Source organism: Megalodesulfovibrio gigas DSM 1382 = ATCC 19364 (genome assembly GCF_000468495.1).
GTDB lineage: Bacteria > Desulfobacterota > Desulfovibrionia > Desulfovibrionales > Desulfovibrionaceae > Megalodesulfovibrio > Megalodesulfovibrio gigas.
Window position 1 is genome coordinate 2,103,217 of the sequence record NC_022444.1, and the last position, 14,918, is coordinate 2,118,134.

A 14,918-nucleotide genomic window follows, 5' to 3' on the forward strand; every position below is an offset into this window, starting at 1 on the left:
GTCCCCGGAGTGAAGGCTACGCGGGGAACATCAACCTGCCGTAAAGCCGGCCCAGGCGCGGGGAGCGGCGCATGATCTTCATGCCCAGGCGCGCCAGCTTGAGCAGCCTGTTGCGCCGGGCGGTGCTGCCCTGGTGCATGGGCCAGGGGGAGCGCTTGGTGTCGAAGGTGTCCCAGTGCAGGCGGTCAAGACCGTGCTTGGCCTTGAGGGCCTGATACACCTGGGAGCCCGGCAGGGGGTAGCAGGGCGTCACCGTGGCCATGGCCAGATCCAGGGAGAAGGCAAAGCGCAGGGTCTGGTGCATTTCCGCCAGGCTTTCGTCAGGAAAGCCAAGGATGAACCACCCCACAGGGGCGATGCCGTGGGCGTTGCACAGCGCCGTCACCCGGCGGTAGTCCTCCAGGCTGCAATGCTTTTGCAAGCCGGTGCGAATGCGCGGCGCGGCGGACTCGATGCCCAGGTGCAGCATGCGGCAGCCGGCGCGGTGCATGAGGGAGACGGTTTCCTCGGTCAGATGATCCAGCCGCTCGTAGCTGCAGCAGTCCCAGGTGGCCTGGATGTTCTCCCGCAGCATGGTTTCGCAGATGCCGGTGAAATGCGCAGAGGAGGACGTGAAGCAGTTGTCCATGATCATGAAACTCTTCACGCCATGGTCGCGTTGCAGGCGGCGCATTTCGTCCACCACCTCTTCGGGATCGCGGAAACGGATGCGCTTGCCGCTGACCATCCAGGCACTGCAGAAGCTGCAGGCCCCCGGACATCCCCGGGTGGTGATGATGGGCGCGGCAGCTCCCCCCAGCGCATCTGCCAGGCCAAGGACATTATAGGATTCCGGAGCCAGCAGATCCCAGGCAGGCTGCGGCAGACCGGGCAGATCCCTCGTCAGGGCCGGCGGGTTGGCCCGCACGCCGTCGGCGCTGCGCCACACCAGCCCGGGGATGGCAGCCAGGGAGTCATCGTCAGGAGATCCGTGCTCCAGCAGGCTGGCCAGGGCTGGCAGGGCGGCTTCGGCCTCGCCGCGGAAGGCGTAATCCAGCTCGGGAAAGTCTGCCATCACTTCCGCCGGTTCGGCGCAGGAGGGATGCGGCCCGCCCAGGATGATGCGCGTGCCCGACAGGGCGCGGCGGATGGCGCGCACCGTGGCCATGGCGGCGGCCGTATCCTTGGTGAACACCTTGACGCCGACGAGTCCGGGGGCGAGGCGTCGGCAGTCTTCCAGCAAAGAGGCCTCGTCGCCGGGGGCGTTCCAGTCCCGCACATGCACCGCATGGCCGGCCGCCTGCAGGGAGGACGCGAGATAACCCAGGCCCAGATCGGGCAGATGCGGCGGCTCCAACACAAGGGACACCAGGGGCTGCGTGAGGAGGATATGCATGTGTTCCTCAAGGACGGTGCGAAAGGTCGTGCAAGGGGGCGACAGCTCACCCTATTTTGAACATAGCCGCATGGCCCCCGACCGTCAAGCGAACGCGCAGCGCCTGCCGCCCTGGCCAGCAGCCCCGTCGGCGGGCTCCTGCCCCCAGTAAAATGGACCTGGACTCATTCCTGCCAATGCCTGGGATCGGTAAGCGTCTGGGCGCAGGCCACCGTTCCCGTCACGGTGCCGAGCAGGTCCGGTCGCAGTGCCTGCACCATCCAGGCGTCGGCATGTTCCGGCGGAATCGGGTAGGGGGCCGCCAGACCGCGCTCGCCGGCGGGCACAAAGCCGTGGCGAGGGTAATAGCCTGGATGTCCCAGCACGAATACCAGCCCAACGCCCATGGCCTGCAAGCGGCTGAGTCCGAAACGGATCAGGCTTCCGCCGATTCCCTGCTGCTGGAAGTCCGGATGCACACACAGCGGCGCCAGAATGGACGCCGCCACCTGTTCGCGCGCGCCCGTGAGCCGTACACTCGAGAACAGGATATGCCCGACAACTCGCGCCTGGCAGGTGGCAACGAACGACAGCACAGGCATGGCGCTGGCATCCTTGGACAGGCTGTCGATGAGGTCCACGATTTCCGGGCCCTGCGCCTTGCCGAACGCCGCCAGGGCGACTGCATGCACCGCTGGCGAGTCTGCATCCATGGCGCTTCGGATTTCGAGAGGGGGCGCGTTGCCGTGCAATGTCGCGTGCATGGTGGTTCCTGTGACGCGTTCTGCGGGCCACTCCTGCCAGTGTTCCCAGTTCTCGCCGGATACGTATCCAACGAATCAGGGCGCTTCCGCCTAGCCCGCATATTGCCCGAACGTCTGCGCCAAGGACATGAGGGCGTTCGTGCAATATGCGGGTTAGCTGGACACGGAGGGGCAGCAATGTCCCTCCTTTTATTTCAAAGATACGCCCCAAATGAAACAGCCCACCGTACATCAAGTCTCATACGGTGTTTGAGGGTGTCTGAGGTAATTGCAGAAGGATGTATGAAGCACCCGGGAAATTAGGGGGCAGCCTTCATCCCTTTCATACAGGTCCAGACACAGTGATTACAGTTGCTTAAACAGTTCTCTCCAACACCCCGGTCAACCAGAGGTTCACCAGGAGGTTGACAGCAACGAAAAATGGGCCAGTCAACCTTGTCAGTTAACCGGCCCATTTTCTTGGGGAAATCTGTGGTCGGGATGAGAGGATTTGAACCTCCGACCCCCTGAACCCCATTCATGGGGTCGTGCATCTACGCATGGAAATTGCTTGATATTTTTCCGCCAGAGTAGCTGTCTGCGGGCTTTTTTTCGCCTGAAACAACCTACCAAACAGCCTACCAGCCCACACCCGCGCATCCAGAAAAAACAGCTACTTCACGCGATGGATGACAGCCTTCTGCTTCGGGCCCGGGAGCGCCGGTTTCTTGGCAATGGCCTGGGCCAGTTCACCATGCAGGAGGTGGCGATAGTGCTTCAGCGTTGTCTGAACCGTCGAATGCCCCAACAGCTTGGAGACCAATGCCACGTCTGCCCCTTCCTTGATCATCACAGAGGCGAACAGGTGCCGGATGTCGTACATGCGAACAGGGTAGGGGATGCCGGCCCGTTCCACGGTGGAGGTCAGGCTGCGGCGAAATTTCTTCACGGGCTTGCCCTGGTATTCGATGACATGGGTGCACCTCGACCGCTGGCGCATGACCAGCAGCCGGGCGCGGAAGTCTTCCGTGATGGGCATCACCCTGTCGGCGCCTTCTGTCTTCGTGCCTGGGACGTGGATGGTCAGCCCGACAAAATCCACGTGCTCCCACCTGAGGGCCAGCAGCTCGGATTCCCCCGGGCGTGCGCCCAGTTCCCACATGACTTCCAGCGCCCACGCGAGGTGCTCCGGGGCATGCTCCTTGATGCGGGCCAGGTCTTCAAGCGTGAGCTGCAGGGGGCGCCGGTCCTCGCGGGCCTTCTTCCAGTGCGCCAGCGGTGATTTGCCGGTCAGCTCCTGCATGATCCCAAAGCGGAAGATGGCCTGAAGGTAGCTCAGATAGCGGTTGATGGTGGCGGGGCTGCGTCCTGGCCACGCGGCATTGACCAGGGCCAGCACGTCCGCATAGGCAAGGTCGTCCACGGGCCGCGTGGCAAGGCGGGGCAACACCACACCGTTGAGCAGTTGCCCCAACTCCTTGCGCCAGCGCTCGCTTTTCCCCTGGCTCTTGGCGTGGTCCAGGTAAAGCTGGGCCAGCTCATCCAGGTGCATCCGTCCGCGGCGCTGGGGCTTGAGCGCGCCCTTGGCCTTGAGCAGCCGGATTTCCGCATCGCGCACCTTGGCACGCGTGCGCCCGGCCTCGCCCACGCCCGTGTACTCCTTCTCGGGGCTCTTCTGCCCGGGCAGGTAATACTGGACGAACCAGACGCCTTTCTTGGTTTGGTAGATGGGCATAGGGATGAGCATACTCCAGGTGGAACGAGTGGACAATGAGAATGCGGGCCGTGGGGGGTGCCTGCCCTGCCTGGGGATTGTCTGTATTGGGGATTGCGGTTTGTTGCGGCTTCTGCCATTTCCTCTGAAACGGGAACCAGCAGTAGGTGAGGGATGTCGATGGGGAACCAGCTCGAAGCCAAGTGCCCAGCCTCAATCTGGCGCAAGGATGTCACGGGCGACTTGAAAGTCGTGCTCAAGCATGTGGTGAAGGGGGCATTCAACATTGCCCGCCTGGATCCTGAAAACATTCTCACCCAGGGCACGGAAGCGCTCAAAGATTTCGGCCTGAAGGATTCGGCCGGGGAGTGCCTGCTCCAGTTTCTCCTTTCCGCCGCAACCATGGCGGCGCAGAAGTTGCTATTTGATACCCCTCGTCTGCAACATACTCCCCATGAAGCCCGTAGCGACCTGGCCACTGCCATGGCCGAAGCCATTGCCAAGGAGGCGGAACAACAGACCCTTGCAGTGGACCAGGCATTTCTCGAAACCCCGCGGGAGCATCTGCCATTCAGCGCGGTGCATACCGTCTTGCAGCCTTGGCTACATGATCGTCTGGGGGACAAACTGGCCGCGGAGTGGACGGTCACGCGCTTTGCCGTCACCTTCGAAGCCATGTGGTTTGCTGTCTGTGCGAAGGATCTGGAGCGGTACACGACCATTCTCAAGGGCGTCGGGGTTTCAGAAAATGACATCGCCTCCAGGGCCACGCCGAACGCGCTTGCGTGGAACCGGTACAACGCCCTGCTGCAGCTGCAGCCCCGGCTGCCCATGATGGGTGAAGCCTTTGGGTTGGACGCCGTCTACATTTCGTTGCGGGGCTATTACGAGGGAAATGACACGGATAACCAAAAACAGCAGCATGTGGTTTGGCTGGACAAATCCATTGATGCTTGGTTGGCATCTCCCAACATACGCGATGCCCTTCGCATCGTCTGCGGCGGTCCGGGAAGCGGCAAGTCCTCCTTCACCAAGATGCTGGCGGCGCGTCTGGCAACATCGTATGCCACCACTGGCTGGCGGGTGCTGTTTGTGCCATTGCATAGACTGCAGAACCTGGAACGATCTTTTGACAAGGCGCTCAGGGGCTATGTGCAGGCAGCCGAATTGCTGCCGTTCGACCCCTTGAACGAATCACGCGATCCCCTGCTGGTCATCCTGGACGGGCTTGATGAGCTGGCCATGGAAGATGGCACCCGTGGGGTCGAGGCTGCCAAGCTGTATGTTGCCAAGGTCATCAAGAGTTTGAAAGCATATAACTCACAGCGGGCACGGCTGAAGGTGTTGGTATCAGGTCGGGACCTGGTGGTTCAGGGTGCAACGCAGGAGCTGCGTCAGGCGAATATGGGGACGGACCAGTCCATGCTGCATGTCTTGCCATATGTAATCACCTCCAAAGATGTCCCCAACGCAGTGGATCCTGATGACCTGCGAGGCAAAGACCAGCGCACGGTGTGGTGGGAGCACTACGGCAAGGCCACAGGTCGTGCGGCGACTGGCATGCCTGAGGAACTTGATACGGAAGGGCTCTTCGAAATGACCAGACGGCCATTGCTTGGCTATCTGGTCGCTCGCCTCCATGCCCGAACCCCCCTCAGCCAGGAGGAAAGCCGGGTCAGCATTTACGAAAAACTGCTTGCGGAAGTCCACAGGCGGGATTGGGACGAGGGAGGGCCTGGGCATCCCTTGGACAAGGACTCTTTTTTCCAGGTGTTGGAGGAAGTTGCCGTGTGCGTCTGGCACAATGGCGCAGGCATCGCGACACTCAAGGACGTGGAAAAAAGGGTCTGCGGGAATTCCCAGTGCGTCAAGGCCTTGGAGACGATTGCCGATGGGGCAAAGAAACAGTCCCTTGGGACGATTTTGCTGGCATTCTATTTTCGGCACGGCCTTGGTGACACCTCCACCATCGAATTTACGCACAAGACCTTTTGGGAGTATTTGACAGCCAGAAGTATTGTGAGGACGTTCCGACAGATGCATGAAGAGAAAATGAACCTTGGTTCCGCAAAGTGGAACCCTCAAGCCTCCTTGGAAACGTGGATTGGGCTTTGCTGTGCCCAAAACATGGACCAAGATATGTATGATTATGTCAAGGAACTTGTCGCTGAGGAGCCTCAAAAAACACTGGTGAAGTGGCAAGAGCTGTGCGCTGCGCTCTTGAGCTATACGGTGGTTCATGGGATGCCCATGGGGGCTCGACCGGAGAGCCTATCTTTCAAGGCCCAGTGCCAGCAGGCTCGCAATGCAGAAATAGCGTTGCTGGCCATGCATTGTGCTTGTGCAACGAAGACGCAGCAGCGGACAGCGCTCCCATGGCCTGATGAACAAGGCTTCCACGCATGGTTGGCATGGCTTGAGCCAGTGTGGGGGACTGGTTTGACAGGTCGCCTACTGCAGGGATTGGTGCTTGAGGAACAGAACTTACAGGGGGAAAACCTCAACCATGCGGACCTCAGCCGTGCGGACCTCCGCGGTGCGGACCTCCGCCGTGCGACCCTCAGCGGTGCGGACCTCCGCGGTGCGGACCTCAACGGTGCGGCCCTCGGCCTTGCGGCCCTCGGCCTTGCGGACCTCGGCCTTGCGGCCCTCGGCTTTGCGGACCTCCGCGGTGCGGACCTCCGCCGTGCGAACTTCAACGGTGCGGACCTCAGCGGTGCGGACCTCCGCGGTGCGGACCTCGGCCGTGCGGACCTCAGCGGTGCGGACCTCAGCGGTGCGGACCTCCGCCGTGCGACCCTCCACGATGCGATAGTTACTAATGCGTTGTTGAAGTACGCCAACGTCGAATGTGAGGCATTAGCCAAAGCATACTTTGACGACCCCGCCCTGAGTGAGGCCCTTGCCATTGGCATAGACCTCGCTGAACTCCCCGAGTACCGCATCGGCAGCCCCACGTCGGAGCAGGTTGCGGCACTGGAAACGCTGGTGACGAAAACCAAGGCCGCCGAGGCCCAAAAATAACCCCTCACACCTGCACCGGCTTCCATTCCATTGCCCTCGGCCGTCTGGCCGTGGGTGTGGGTTTGAAGTCTTCGGGGCGTTCCATCCAGGCGTCCAGGTCGGCCAGGCGGTAGCGGGTTCGCTTGGGGCCGTAGCGGGGCAGGGGGTATTGCCGCAGCAGGGCGCCGAACTGGCTCTCGGAGTAGCCGCAATATTCGGCGGCCTCCTTGAGGTTGAGGTAGGGGCCCTGCATCAGCACCACCTGTCGGCCAGGGTCGTCGCACTGCCGGCAGCGCGGATGGCGTCCACGGCCTCGGTGCCGGCCGGGGTGAGCACCCAGCCGCAGCGGCCGCGGCAGGCCACACCCGCTACCAGTCCCCGGTCACTCAGGGCGTACAGGGTGCGCTCCACCTGACCGGGCGTGCGGCCCAGGGCGGCGGCGAGGGTTTCGGCCAGCGAGCACCCGGCCGCGTCGATCCCCGTCAGCACGTCTTCCTGGGGCGCGGAAAGGGGGCGGCTCATTGCCGGGCGCCTCCGGCGTCGGTTTCTTCCTCCGAGTCGGCTTCTTGCAGGATATCAAATTTGGCCAGGAACTCCTGCAGCTCGCGCACAAAGGGGCCGGCTGCGGGGTCGCTGCAGGCCTGGTAGAGCACCATTTGCTGCCCATCCTGGGCGTTGGTGCAGTTGATGACGAGGTTGAAGGCACGGTAGCGTTTGCCGTTTTTCCTGTTGCGGCAGATGGCGGGAAGGTTCATGGCGTGCTCCTCAGCCCGGACACGGTGCGGGCGGCTATTGGGGAATTGGTTGCGTCCCCACGCTGTATGGTGTTTCGCGATCCCTGGGCAACCTCGCTGCATGCGCGGCTGCGGTGGGGGCCGCGAGGCCCCGGTGTACGCTCCTAGGCGGTGGCTGTTTCGAGTGCGGCGGGATGGGCTTCGGCTTCTGCGGCTTCGGGGGCGTCCAGGTCTTCCATGGGCAGGAGGAAGCCCAGCTCCCGGGCGAGGGCTTCGGGCAGGGCGAGGCGGATTTCATCGCCCGGTTCCAGGGCCTGCAGGTCGCTGAAGACGAGGGCCTGTTCCTTGGCGATTTCGGCCTGGACGCCTTGGGCGGCGTCGTAGACGTAGAGGGTGCCGTCGGCCTCGTCGTCAAACTCCAGGGCAAAAAGCCGCCATCCGGGCGGGATGCCAGGGCCTTTCGAAGGCGCCGGGATGGCTGGCGGTGCGGGCGGGGCGTCGTCGTCCTTCATGCCCCCTGCCGGCTGGGGGATGCGACCGTTTTCCGGGATGGGCTTGCACTGCAGGGGGAACTGGCGTTCCTCTTCCGTGAGGGGCCGGCGCTTGATGACTTCACGCGTCTCAATCTCCAGGAACTGCTTCTGGTTCAGGTCGAAGTTCCGGACCTCATAGCAGCGCAGGGTGCGCATTTCCTTGCCGCGCCTGATGCGGTGGGCCAGGGTGGTGGAGTCCTTTTCCACCACCTTGATGCGGCTGTTGAAGTGGTCCACATGGCTCTTCTTCTCGGCCTCCAGGTCTTCGATGTGGACCACCAGCTTGGCCAGCTCCTGGCCCATGGCCTCCAGCTCGGCGCGGGTGAAGATGTGCTCCACTTCCACGTCGGTGGTGCCTTCGAAGTGCAGGGTGTGGGGGCCGGCGTGGGGCTGGGGGTCATCTTCCCCGTCGCCGTCCGCGTCATGGGCTTCGCTGGCGTCGGCCTGTCTCGCCTGTCCCGCCTGTCCCGCCTGTCCCGCCTGTCCCGCCTGTCCCGCGTGTTCCGCGTGTTCCGCGTGTTCCGCGTCGGCCAGGGGCTCCAGCTCGGGGAAGGCCGGGGTTTCCTCGGCCTGGGCAACGTCCTGGGGATCATCCCAATACCCGACCGGGAAGCCGTCTTCGTCCAGCTCGCCTTCGGTCCAGCGGATCACATGTCTCTGGTGGTGATGAAGAGGCCCTCCAGGTGCGTTGCAGGCTGGAGGCGCGCGTCATCATGGGCTGGGGCCGGATTGCCCGTATCCTCCCAGGCCGGGCCGTCCAGGGAGTGAACCACGGGGGGCGGCAGGGCTTCGGCCTGCAAAGACACGTCCGCTGCCTCCAGCTGCAGGGCGTGCTCGGTCAGCGCCGGAAGGCCAGGGTCAGCCACATGCGCAGCTGCATCCACTGCAGCCACAGCCAGCGGCGCAGGCGCATCCTGAGGAGCTTCCAGAGCGGGGGCATGGTGTTCGGCGGAGGCGGCAAGGGCATGGTCGGGTGTCTCCTGCAGCAAGGGTTCGGGGGTGTCGGTGCCGAGGGTGAAGCCGGCGAAGACGGCCAGGTCCTGGGGGATGGTCAGCAGGGCCCGGCTGTTGGGCGGCAGGGTCTGCAGCACCTCCAGGGGCGGGTTGATGGCCTCGATGTCTTCGAAGTCGATGACCGTGGGCATGTCGGCGGGAGCCTCGACAGGGCGGGCCAGGATATTGTGTTCCGTCACTTCGGATACGAGCACAGCGACACGAACAGCAGCGGTAGCGGCAGACATCACAGCACCTCCTCCGCTTCGGGGGTATGTTCGGGTTCCAGCATCTGCCGCACCCTGGGGGAGACCGGCTTCAGGCGGTTGTGCACGGCCCGGGTCAGGGCCACATCGTGGGCGCAGTAGTCGGCCAGTTCCTGCCGGCGGCCCTCCTTCCACATGCCCCAGACTTCGGAGCCGTGGGAGGTCTTGACGGGCAGGCCGAAGAAGGCGGCCAGGTCGTCCAATTTGACGAAGTCCTTCCACGCGCCGCCGCGGGCCATCTCCATGGTATCGTCGATGTTGCTCTTGTAGCGGTCGGCGTGCAGGTGTTCCGGCAGCCAGTAAAGGCCGTACTTCCAGGCGCGCAGCAGCAGGCGCGGGGCGTCGAAGCTGGCGAAGTTGTGGCCCACCCAGATGATCTTGGGATCCTCGAAGCGGCCCATGGCCTGCAGGTCCCGGACAAAGGCGGTCAGCACGGCGCGTTCGTCGATGCGGGGGTTGTCCGCCGGCGTCGGGGGTGGGGCGACCACGGTCTTGACCGGCCCGTCGTTGACCGCCCAGCCGATGCACACGATCTGGGCCTGGGCCAGATGCAGGGCCTGCTTGGCCCATTCGTCGTCCTTGCCGGCTTCCAGTTCGGCGCGCTTGGATTCGATGTATTCCTTAATGGCCTCGGGCTTTTTGTGGGTCTTGGGGACCTTGATGTTGTCCAGGTCCAGGACCGGCGGGATGGGGCCGGGAATGGTTTCAATGTCCACGGTGACGTAGTGCTTGATGGTGGATCGATACAGCTCGGGCATTACGCGGCCTCCTCGGCGTGGTGGGTGTGTTCCTGGTGCGTGTTGGGCGGCGGGATGTATTCGGGGTCTCCGGCGTCTCCGGGCTCTGGGGTGCGTTTGGCCTCGGCGGCCTGGAGCCTGGCGCGGGCCTGGGAAAAGTAGCGGCAGATGGCCGAAGTGTCGGGATGGCCCTGGATGGAGTGACCATGCCGCTTCCACAGGGCCAGGATGTCCGATTCGGTGCGGCAGGCGTCGATGTCGTCGTAGATGGTGGCCAGGGGATCGGCCGTGGAATTGGCCGCGGGCTCGACCTGCCGGGCTTCCTGCCGGGCCTCCTGGCGAGGAGACGGCTGCCGATCCTGCCGGCGCTGGCTGCCCCTGGAGGCGTTGCCGCCCGCGGGGGCGCTATGGGGCTGGCGGGCCGCGCCCTGACGCGCGGGAGGCTGGGGATCGTCGTAGGCCCCGTGGCCCCCGCCCATGGCCTCGGGGTCTTCGTCCAGGTCCTGGGCGAACATGTCGCTGGCCGCGGTGGCCGTGATCACGGCGTCCACCAGGGAGCGCTTCTTGGCCATCTTGAGGACGGTGTTCCAGACGTCGGCCGGGTCCGGGTTTTCCACGCGGCCCACCTGCTGGCCGGTGATAAGCGGGTCCTTGTCCTGGAACTTGGCCCCACAGCCGCCCTTGTTTTTGAAACAGACCCAGCCGCCGCCGTACTCTTCCCTTCCCTTGATGATGGCCGCGGCGCCGCACTTGGGGCATTGCCGCTCGCCCTTGCGCCAGCGGTACTTGCTTTCCATGGTGGAGCAGGTGCCCAGGCCCTGGCCGATGAACTCGCCCGCGGGCGAGGCCAGGGTGGTGACGATCTGGTATTCCCGGTGCCCGCCGCCCAGGTCCCGTTCCTGGATCTGGAAACTGGGGCTGAATCGGAACAGCAGGTTCAGGGCTTCGGCGCCGGCCTTGAGCAGGACCATGCGCTGCTTCTTGGACCCGTCGCGGCCTTCGAAGATGCTGTCGTAATGTTCGCCCTTGCGCATCACCTGGCCCATGGCTTCCTGGATGACGCGCTTTTGGGCGACAATGGCCTCGGCCGAGGCCGGGGCGTAGACGGCAGGCATGGGCACGGCGTCGTTGCGCACTGCCAAGTCTGTACGAGATTCGGCAGGCGTGGTCATGGCATGATCCCCTTGTGTTTGAGGCGTTCTTCCAGGGAAAAACAGGGCGGCAGGCCCAGGCGCTTGTCCATGGCGGCAATGTCCCGGGTGAATTTACGATCCGCCGCGGTGAAGGCGTGCAGGGAGATGCAGACGGCGGCCAGGAGGAGGCAGATGGCGAAGACCAGTTCAGGCATGGACCACCTCTCCTTGCATTCCGTCCGTTGCGGCGAACCCGCCGCCGCCTCGGCAGTACGTCCGCCGGTGAAAATGTATTGTCACAAGACAAAGACAAAGGCAAGTAAAATTGTCTCATGACAATAAAAGCGCAAAAAAAACCGGCACGGCCGGGCATCGTACGTTGGGGGCAAAGCTTCCCTCGCGGTGGCCCCCAAAAATCCCGCCGCTGGGGGGGAGGGGAAGAGAGGTGGCGACCGAGTGCGGGCTGCCCAGTGTCGGCAATGAAGCGCTTTGGCCTTGCCATGGTGCAATGATTGCACTATGGCAATTCATGGTCACGGCGCACCGCATTGGCAATATTCGGATTGATGTCCGCGGCAGGGAGCATAACCCGCCGCATGTGCATATTGATGGCCCGAATGGGCCAGTGCGGGTGTTCCTGAATGACATGACGGTACTTGGGTCGCGCAAGGCTATCCGGGCCAGCGGCGAGGCCTTGGCCTGGGTTGAGGCTAATCGTCAGGCGCTGTTGCAACTTTGGGAGGAACTGAACCCATGAAACGAATTGCCTATCCTGACACTGCCCACGCACGAATTGCCGAGGCGACCGCAGAAGGCGGCACGGTGCTGCTGGTTGTCTGGGAAAACGGCAGCGCCAGCCGCATCGATCTCGCCTCGTGGCTCGACGCCCACGCAGACTTGGCCGGGCTTCGCACCCCCGACACCTTCGCCCGCGTCCAGGTGGGCGAGTTCGGCGGGTTCGTTCATTGGGGCGAGGACGGCGAAGAGGAGCCGGCCATTGACGGGCTGCATCTGTGGCTCATGGAGCAGGGACAGCGCGGGGTGCCCCTGACCCCTGATGCGCTGAGGCGCTGGCGTGAATCAAGAGGGTTGACGTTGGGCTAGGCTGCCGAGGTCACGGGCGTCAGCCGACGGCAATGGGCATATTACGAGGCCGGACAGACGATAATTCCGTATGGCCTGGGCCTGGTTTGCAAGGGGTATGACGCGCTACGGGACGAGGCGGCGTGAGGGGGAGGAACCATTTTCCCGGCGCCGGGGAAATGGTAGGGCAAAAGAAAACCCCGCCGGGGCGGGAAAGAGAGGATATTGCCAGAGCGAGGGCAAGCGGTTATTTCATAGTCATGAGCAGCCACATTGCCACTTTTGATCCATCCATTGCCCCCCGCCTTTCGATGATTGCGGCGTGCCTGGATCGCCTTCGTGTGGAGTGGGGCTTCTTTTGGTTTATTGTTCCGGAAACGTGGCGCTGCGCCAGGGATTTACGAGCGACGCGTGACAAAATGGCCAGCCATTTGGACATGCTCAAAGGGTCCATCGCCATGTGCGAGCGCTGCCGCAATCCGCACGGTTGCGAGTTGCGTAACGACGTGCTGGGGCTGGCGCGAGGCGGGCTCGACATCATGGACCGCATGACCATCATGCTTCGAGACGCTACGCCTTTTCGTTACATCTACAAGTCATGCCTTGCCCTCTCCTGGCAATGGCAAGACGCCTATGACGCGGCCTACCTCCTCCAGCACCCTGAATTGCGCGCACGCATCGACGCGGCGATTGCAGACGTGAAAGACCGGGAAGACGCCGCGGACATCGCTGCGGTCATGCTGGCGCAAGACCGGATCGAACGCGGCGAAGACACGTTCTTCACCCCTGACGAATTCTCCAAGTCCCTGGGCCTGTGACGCGCTATTCCCTGGTCATCCAGAGCAGCGCGACGCATGCTTTGAAGCGGCTGCCCGTTGACGCCAGGCAGGCTTTCCGCGACGCCATCCTCTCCCTTGCCGATAATCCATTTCTTCCCACCAGCAAGCCCATGGCGGGCGCGAAGAACCGCCACCGGCTCAGGCTCCCCTGCCAAGCATGGGCCGGGAGGGCGATGAAAAACATGGCGAGGAAGAGGAAGCGGGGGCGCATGGGGCTACTGGACTATTCGTTTTCTTTTCTTGGGCGCTGCCGAGTCTAGAGAAACAAAAATAACAATCTTTTCTTTTATTTCCATATCACCATCAACAACTGTTATATAAATCCCATTATCCCCACCCGGTAATGAGTGGTTTGACCAGCGCCGGTTGAAAGTTGCAAGCGCCGATGGGTATATTACCTTATCAAGAACACTATTTGCGAAGACAACATCATTTGGCTTGCTGTCGTTTTTCTTCAAATACATGATCCCGTCAAACATAAACGTTCCCTGTGTTTGCCCGCCATGTATGTAGTATGTCTTATCCCATAAAATCTCAATATCCCTGCTTGTTTTGTTTTGTATTTTTATTCTGAATGCATTTGCAGGAAGAAATTTTATATCTTGAACTGGCTCGATTGATGCAAAAAATATATTATTATCTGCCGTGTTGTTGCCTTCAAACTTGACTTGATATTCTTTTGGTGGCTGCTTTGCTTTCGGTTCATATGTCTGATGCGGAACACATCCCGGAGCAACAGCAAGAAAAGCAAATATACCCACCATAATTATCTGAATTTTCATGCCTCTTACTCCGTTTATTTTGATTCTACCTATGTCGTTCCATATGCTTCGATTGTAGCGGGGTCCATGTTTTTACCTCACAGCATTTGCAGGTCACGACCAAGCCACTTCACATGGCCGATCACTTCAAAATCTACAGACTCATCGTGTGGATTTATTTCTATATCCCTATATAATTGCTTGTCATGGTTGTCGCTCCTCAAAATAATAAGCCCCTTTTCACGGAAAAGGCGCTTTACCATAAGTTGCCCATCATGTCGCACAGCGTAAATATCCCCGCTTGTTGTGAACAGCCTTTCATCTTGGCGAGTCGAGACCAACAACATGTCGCCATTCGTTATTGTCGGTTCCATTGAATGCCCACGGGCATCCATCAACACGATAGAATCCAGATTCCCCTTTTTTACCAACCAGTCTTTCCTGAATGCGTACAAATCTTCATATGAAGAGTCAAACTCAAGGCCACCATCTCCCCCGACAGGACGAGCAAAAACTTTTGGGACAAACTCAAAATTTTCTTTAATTTCTTTGCCTTCGCTTAGTATCTCTACGGTGTCTATCCCTAATTTGTTCATATAGCGAAACAAGTCGATTGCTGCTGTTTTTTGCCCGCCACGCTCACCGTCGATCCACCGCTTGATCGTTGCTGGATTCACCCCCCCGAGCCTTTTCCCAATTGACGCAAGGGTCTCGCCGTCATCTCTGAGCTTTTTGAGCGCATCGATAACAGCAGACCATGCCAACAAAAAAACCTTGTCCGCGTTCATAGTTGCCGCTGTTAGCAGTTTAGCATTTGTCATGCGACCATAATTCCTGTTGACTTTTGTTTTGTCTCGCGACAAAATCAAGCTATGAACGCACTCGAAAAGTTTCGACGGGAACGAGGCCTCAATTATGAGGCCCTCGCGTCAATGGCGGGTACTGACACCGGGAATACCCACAAGCATTGCCAAGGAAAAAAGCCAATCGGGGCAGAATACGTACTCCGCTACAATGCACGGCTA

At 61.4% G+C, this 14,918-nt stretch carries 17 protein-coding genes; 4 read left to right on the top strand and 13 right to left on the bottom strand.

The genetic code is table 11. The features are described 5' to 3' along the window. Positions 1 to 16 precede the first annotated feature (16 nt). From DGI_RS09225 to DGI_RS09235, 3 genes are all read right to left on the bottom strand, one after another. The gene (locus DGI_RS09225) at positions 17 to 1,375 is read right to left on the bottom strand and encodes a B12-binding domain-containing radical SAM protein (protein ID WP_021760665.1); all 1,359 of its coding nucleotides are present in this window, start codon (positions 1,373 to 1,375) and stop codon (positions 17 to 19) included. Between the two features lie 164 nt (positions 1,376 to 1,539). Next, positions 1,540 to 2,118, bottom strand: a complete 579-nt coding sequence (locus tag DGI_RS09230) for a GNAT family N-acetyltransferase (protein WP_027192814.1) — start codon at positions 2,116 to 2,118, stop codon at positions 1,540 to 1,542. A 652-nt stretch (positions 2,119 to 2,770) separates the two neighbouring features. Continuing rightward, complete coding sequence (locus DGI_RS09235) at positions 2,771 to 3,832, bottom strand: tyrosine-type recombinase/integrase (RefSeq protein WP_021760667.1); 1,062 nt, start codon at positions 3,830 to 3,832, stop codon at positions 2,771 to 2,773. 231 nt (positions 3,833 to 4,063) lie between these two features. On the opposite strand from DGI_RS09235, the gene DGI_RS19235 reads away from it, so the two are divergent. Continuing rightward, positions 4,064 to 6,835 (top strand): pentapeptide repeat-containing protein, encoded by a 2,772-nt coding sequence (locus DGI_RS19235; RefSeq protein WP_235619899.1) that lies wholly within the window; start codon positions 4,064 to 4,066, stop codon positions 6,833 to 6,835. A 4-nt stretch (positions 6,836 to 6,839) separates the two neighbouring features. Here DGI_RS19235 and DGI_RS09245 read toward each other — a convergent pair whose 3' ends face one another. From DGI_RS09245 to DGI_RS09280, 8 genes are all read right to left on the bottom strand, one after another. Next, the gene (locus DGI_RS09245; protein ID WP_021760669.1) at positions 6,840 to 7,067 is read right to left on the bottom strand and encodes a helix-turn-helix transcriptional regulator; all 228 of its coding nucleotides are present in this window, start codon (positions 7,065 to 7,067) and stop codon (positions 6,840 to 6,842) included. Continuing rightward, positions 7,067 to 7,336, bottom strand: coding sequence for a helix-turn-helix domain-containing protein (locus tag DGI_RS09250; RefSeq protein ID WP_021760670.1), 270 nt, complete (start codon positions 7,334 to 7,336; stop codon positions 7,067 to 7,069). The genes DGI_RS09245 and DGI_RS09250 overlap by 1 nt, the downstream gene beginning before the upstream one ends. Then, positions 7,333 to 7,569 carry a hypothetical protein gene (locus DGI_RS09255; RefSeq protein WP_021760671.1) on the bottom strand — a complete coding sequence of 79 codons (237 nt, stop codon included), beginning with the start codon at positions 7,567 to 7,569 and terminating at the stop codon, positions 7,333 to 7,335. Before DGI_RS09255 ends, DGI_RS09250 begins: the two co-directional genes overlap by 4 nt. A gap of 143 nt (positions 7,570 to 7,712) precedes the next feature. Next, entirely contained in the window at positions 7,713 to 8,732 is a 1,020-nt protein-coding gene (locus tag DGI_RS09260; RefSeq protein WP_021760672.1) for a hypothetical protein, read from the bottom strand. Next, entirely contained in the window at positions 8,729 to 9,322 is a 594-nt protein-coding gene (locus tag DGI_RS09265) for a hypothetical protein (protein ID WP_021760673.1), read from the bottom strand. Before DGI_RS09265 ends, DGI_RS09260 begins: the two co-directional genes overlap by 4 nt. After that, positions 9,322 to 10,098 carry a 3'-5' exonuclease family protein gene (locus tag DGI_RS09270; RefSeq protein WP_027192810.1) on the bottom strand — a complete coding sequence of 259 codons (777 nt, stop codon included), beginning with the start codon at positions 10,096 to 10,098 and terminating at the stop codon, positions 9,322 to 9,324. Before DGI_RS09270 ends, DGI_RS09265 begins: the two co-directional genes overlap by 1 nt. Beyond that, positions 10,098 to 11,249: a hypothetical protein gene (locus tag DGI_RS17195; protein WP_021760675.1), complete on the bottom strand. Its 1,152-nt coding sequence runs from the start codon at positions 11,247 to 11,249 to the stop codon at positions 10,098 to 10,100. Before DGI_RS17195 ends, DGI_RS09270 begins: the two co-directional genes overlap by 1 nt. Next, a complete protein-coding gene (locus DGI_RS09280; protein ID WP_021760676.1) occupies positions 11,246 to 11,425 on the bottom strand; it encodes a hypothetical protein in 180 nt (59 codons plus the stop codon). The genes DGI_RS17195 and DGI_RS09280 overlap by 4 nt, the downstream gene beginning before the upstream one ends. A 230-nt stretch (positions 11,426 to 11,655) precedes the next feature. Here DGI_RS09280 and DGI_RS09285 point away from each other — a divergent pair, with 230 nt between their 5' ends. The 3 genes from DGI_RS09285 to DGI_RS09295 all read left to right on the top strand — a co-directional run bounded on the left by DGI_RS09285 (position 11,656) and on the right by DGI_RS09295 (position 13,111). Further along, positions 11,656 to 11,967, top strand: a complete 312-nt coding sequence (locus DGI_RS09285; RefSeq protein ID WP_144284154.1) for a DUF4160 domain-containing protein — start codon at positions 11,656 to 11,658, stop codon at positions 11,965 to 11,967. Then, positions 11,964 to 12,314: a DUF2442 domain-containing protein gene (locus tag DGI_RS09290; RefSeq protein WP_021760677.1), complete on the top strand. Its 351-nt coding sequence runs from the start codon at positions 11,964 to 11,966 to the stop codon at positions 12,312 to 12,314. Before DGI_RS09285 ends, DGI_RS09290 begins: the two co-directional genes overlap by 4 nt. Positions 12,315 to 12,553: 239 nt before the next feature. Beyond that, the gene (locus DGI_RS09295) at positions 12,554 to 13,111 is read left to right on the top strand and encodes a hypothetical protein (protein ID WP_021760678.1); all 558 of its coding nucleotides are present in this window, start codon (positions 12,554 to 12,556) and stop codon (positions 13,109 to 13,111) included. Between the two features lie 236 nt (positions 13,112 to 13,347). On the opposite strand, the gene DGI_RS18370 is transcribed toward DGI_RS09295, so the two are convergent. Then, entirely contained in the window at positions 13,348 to 13,914 is a 567-nt protein-coding gene (locus tag DGI_RS18370; protein WP_021760680.1) for a hypothetical protein, read from the bottom strand. Positions 13,915 to 13,991: 77 nt separating this feature from the next. Then, the gene (locus DGI_RS17200) at positions 13,992 to 14,714 is read right to left on the bottom strand and encodes a S24 family peptidase (protein WP_021760681.1); all 723 of its coding nucleotides are present in this window, start codon (positions 14,712 to 14,714) and stop codon (positions 13,992 to 13,994) included. Positions 14,715 to 14,918 lie beyond the last annotated feature (204 nt).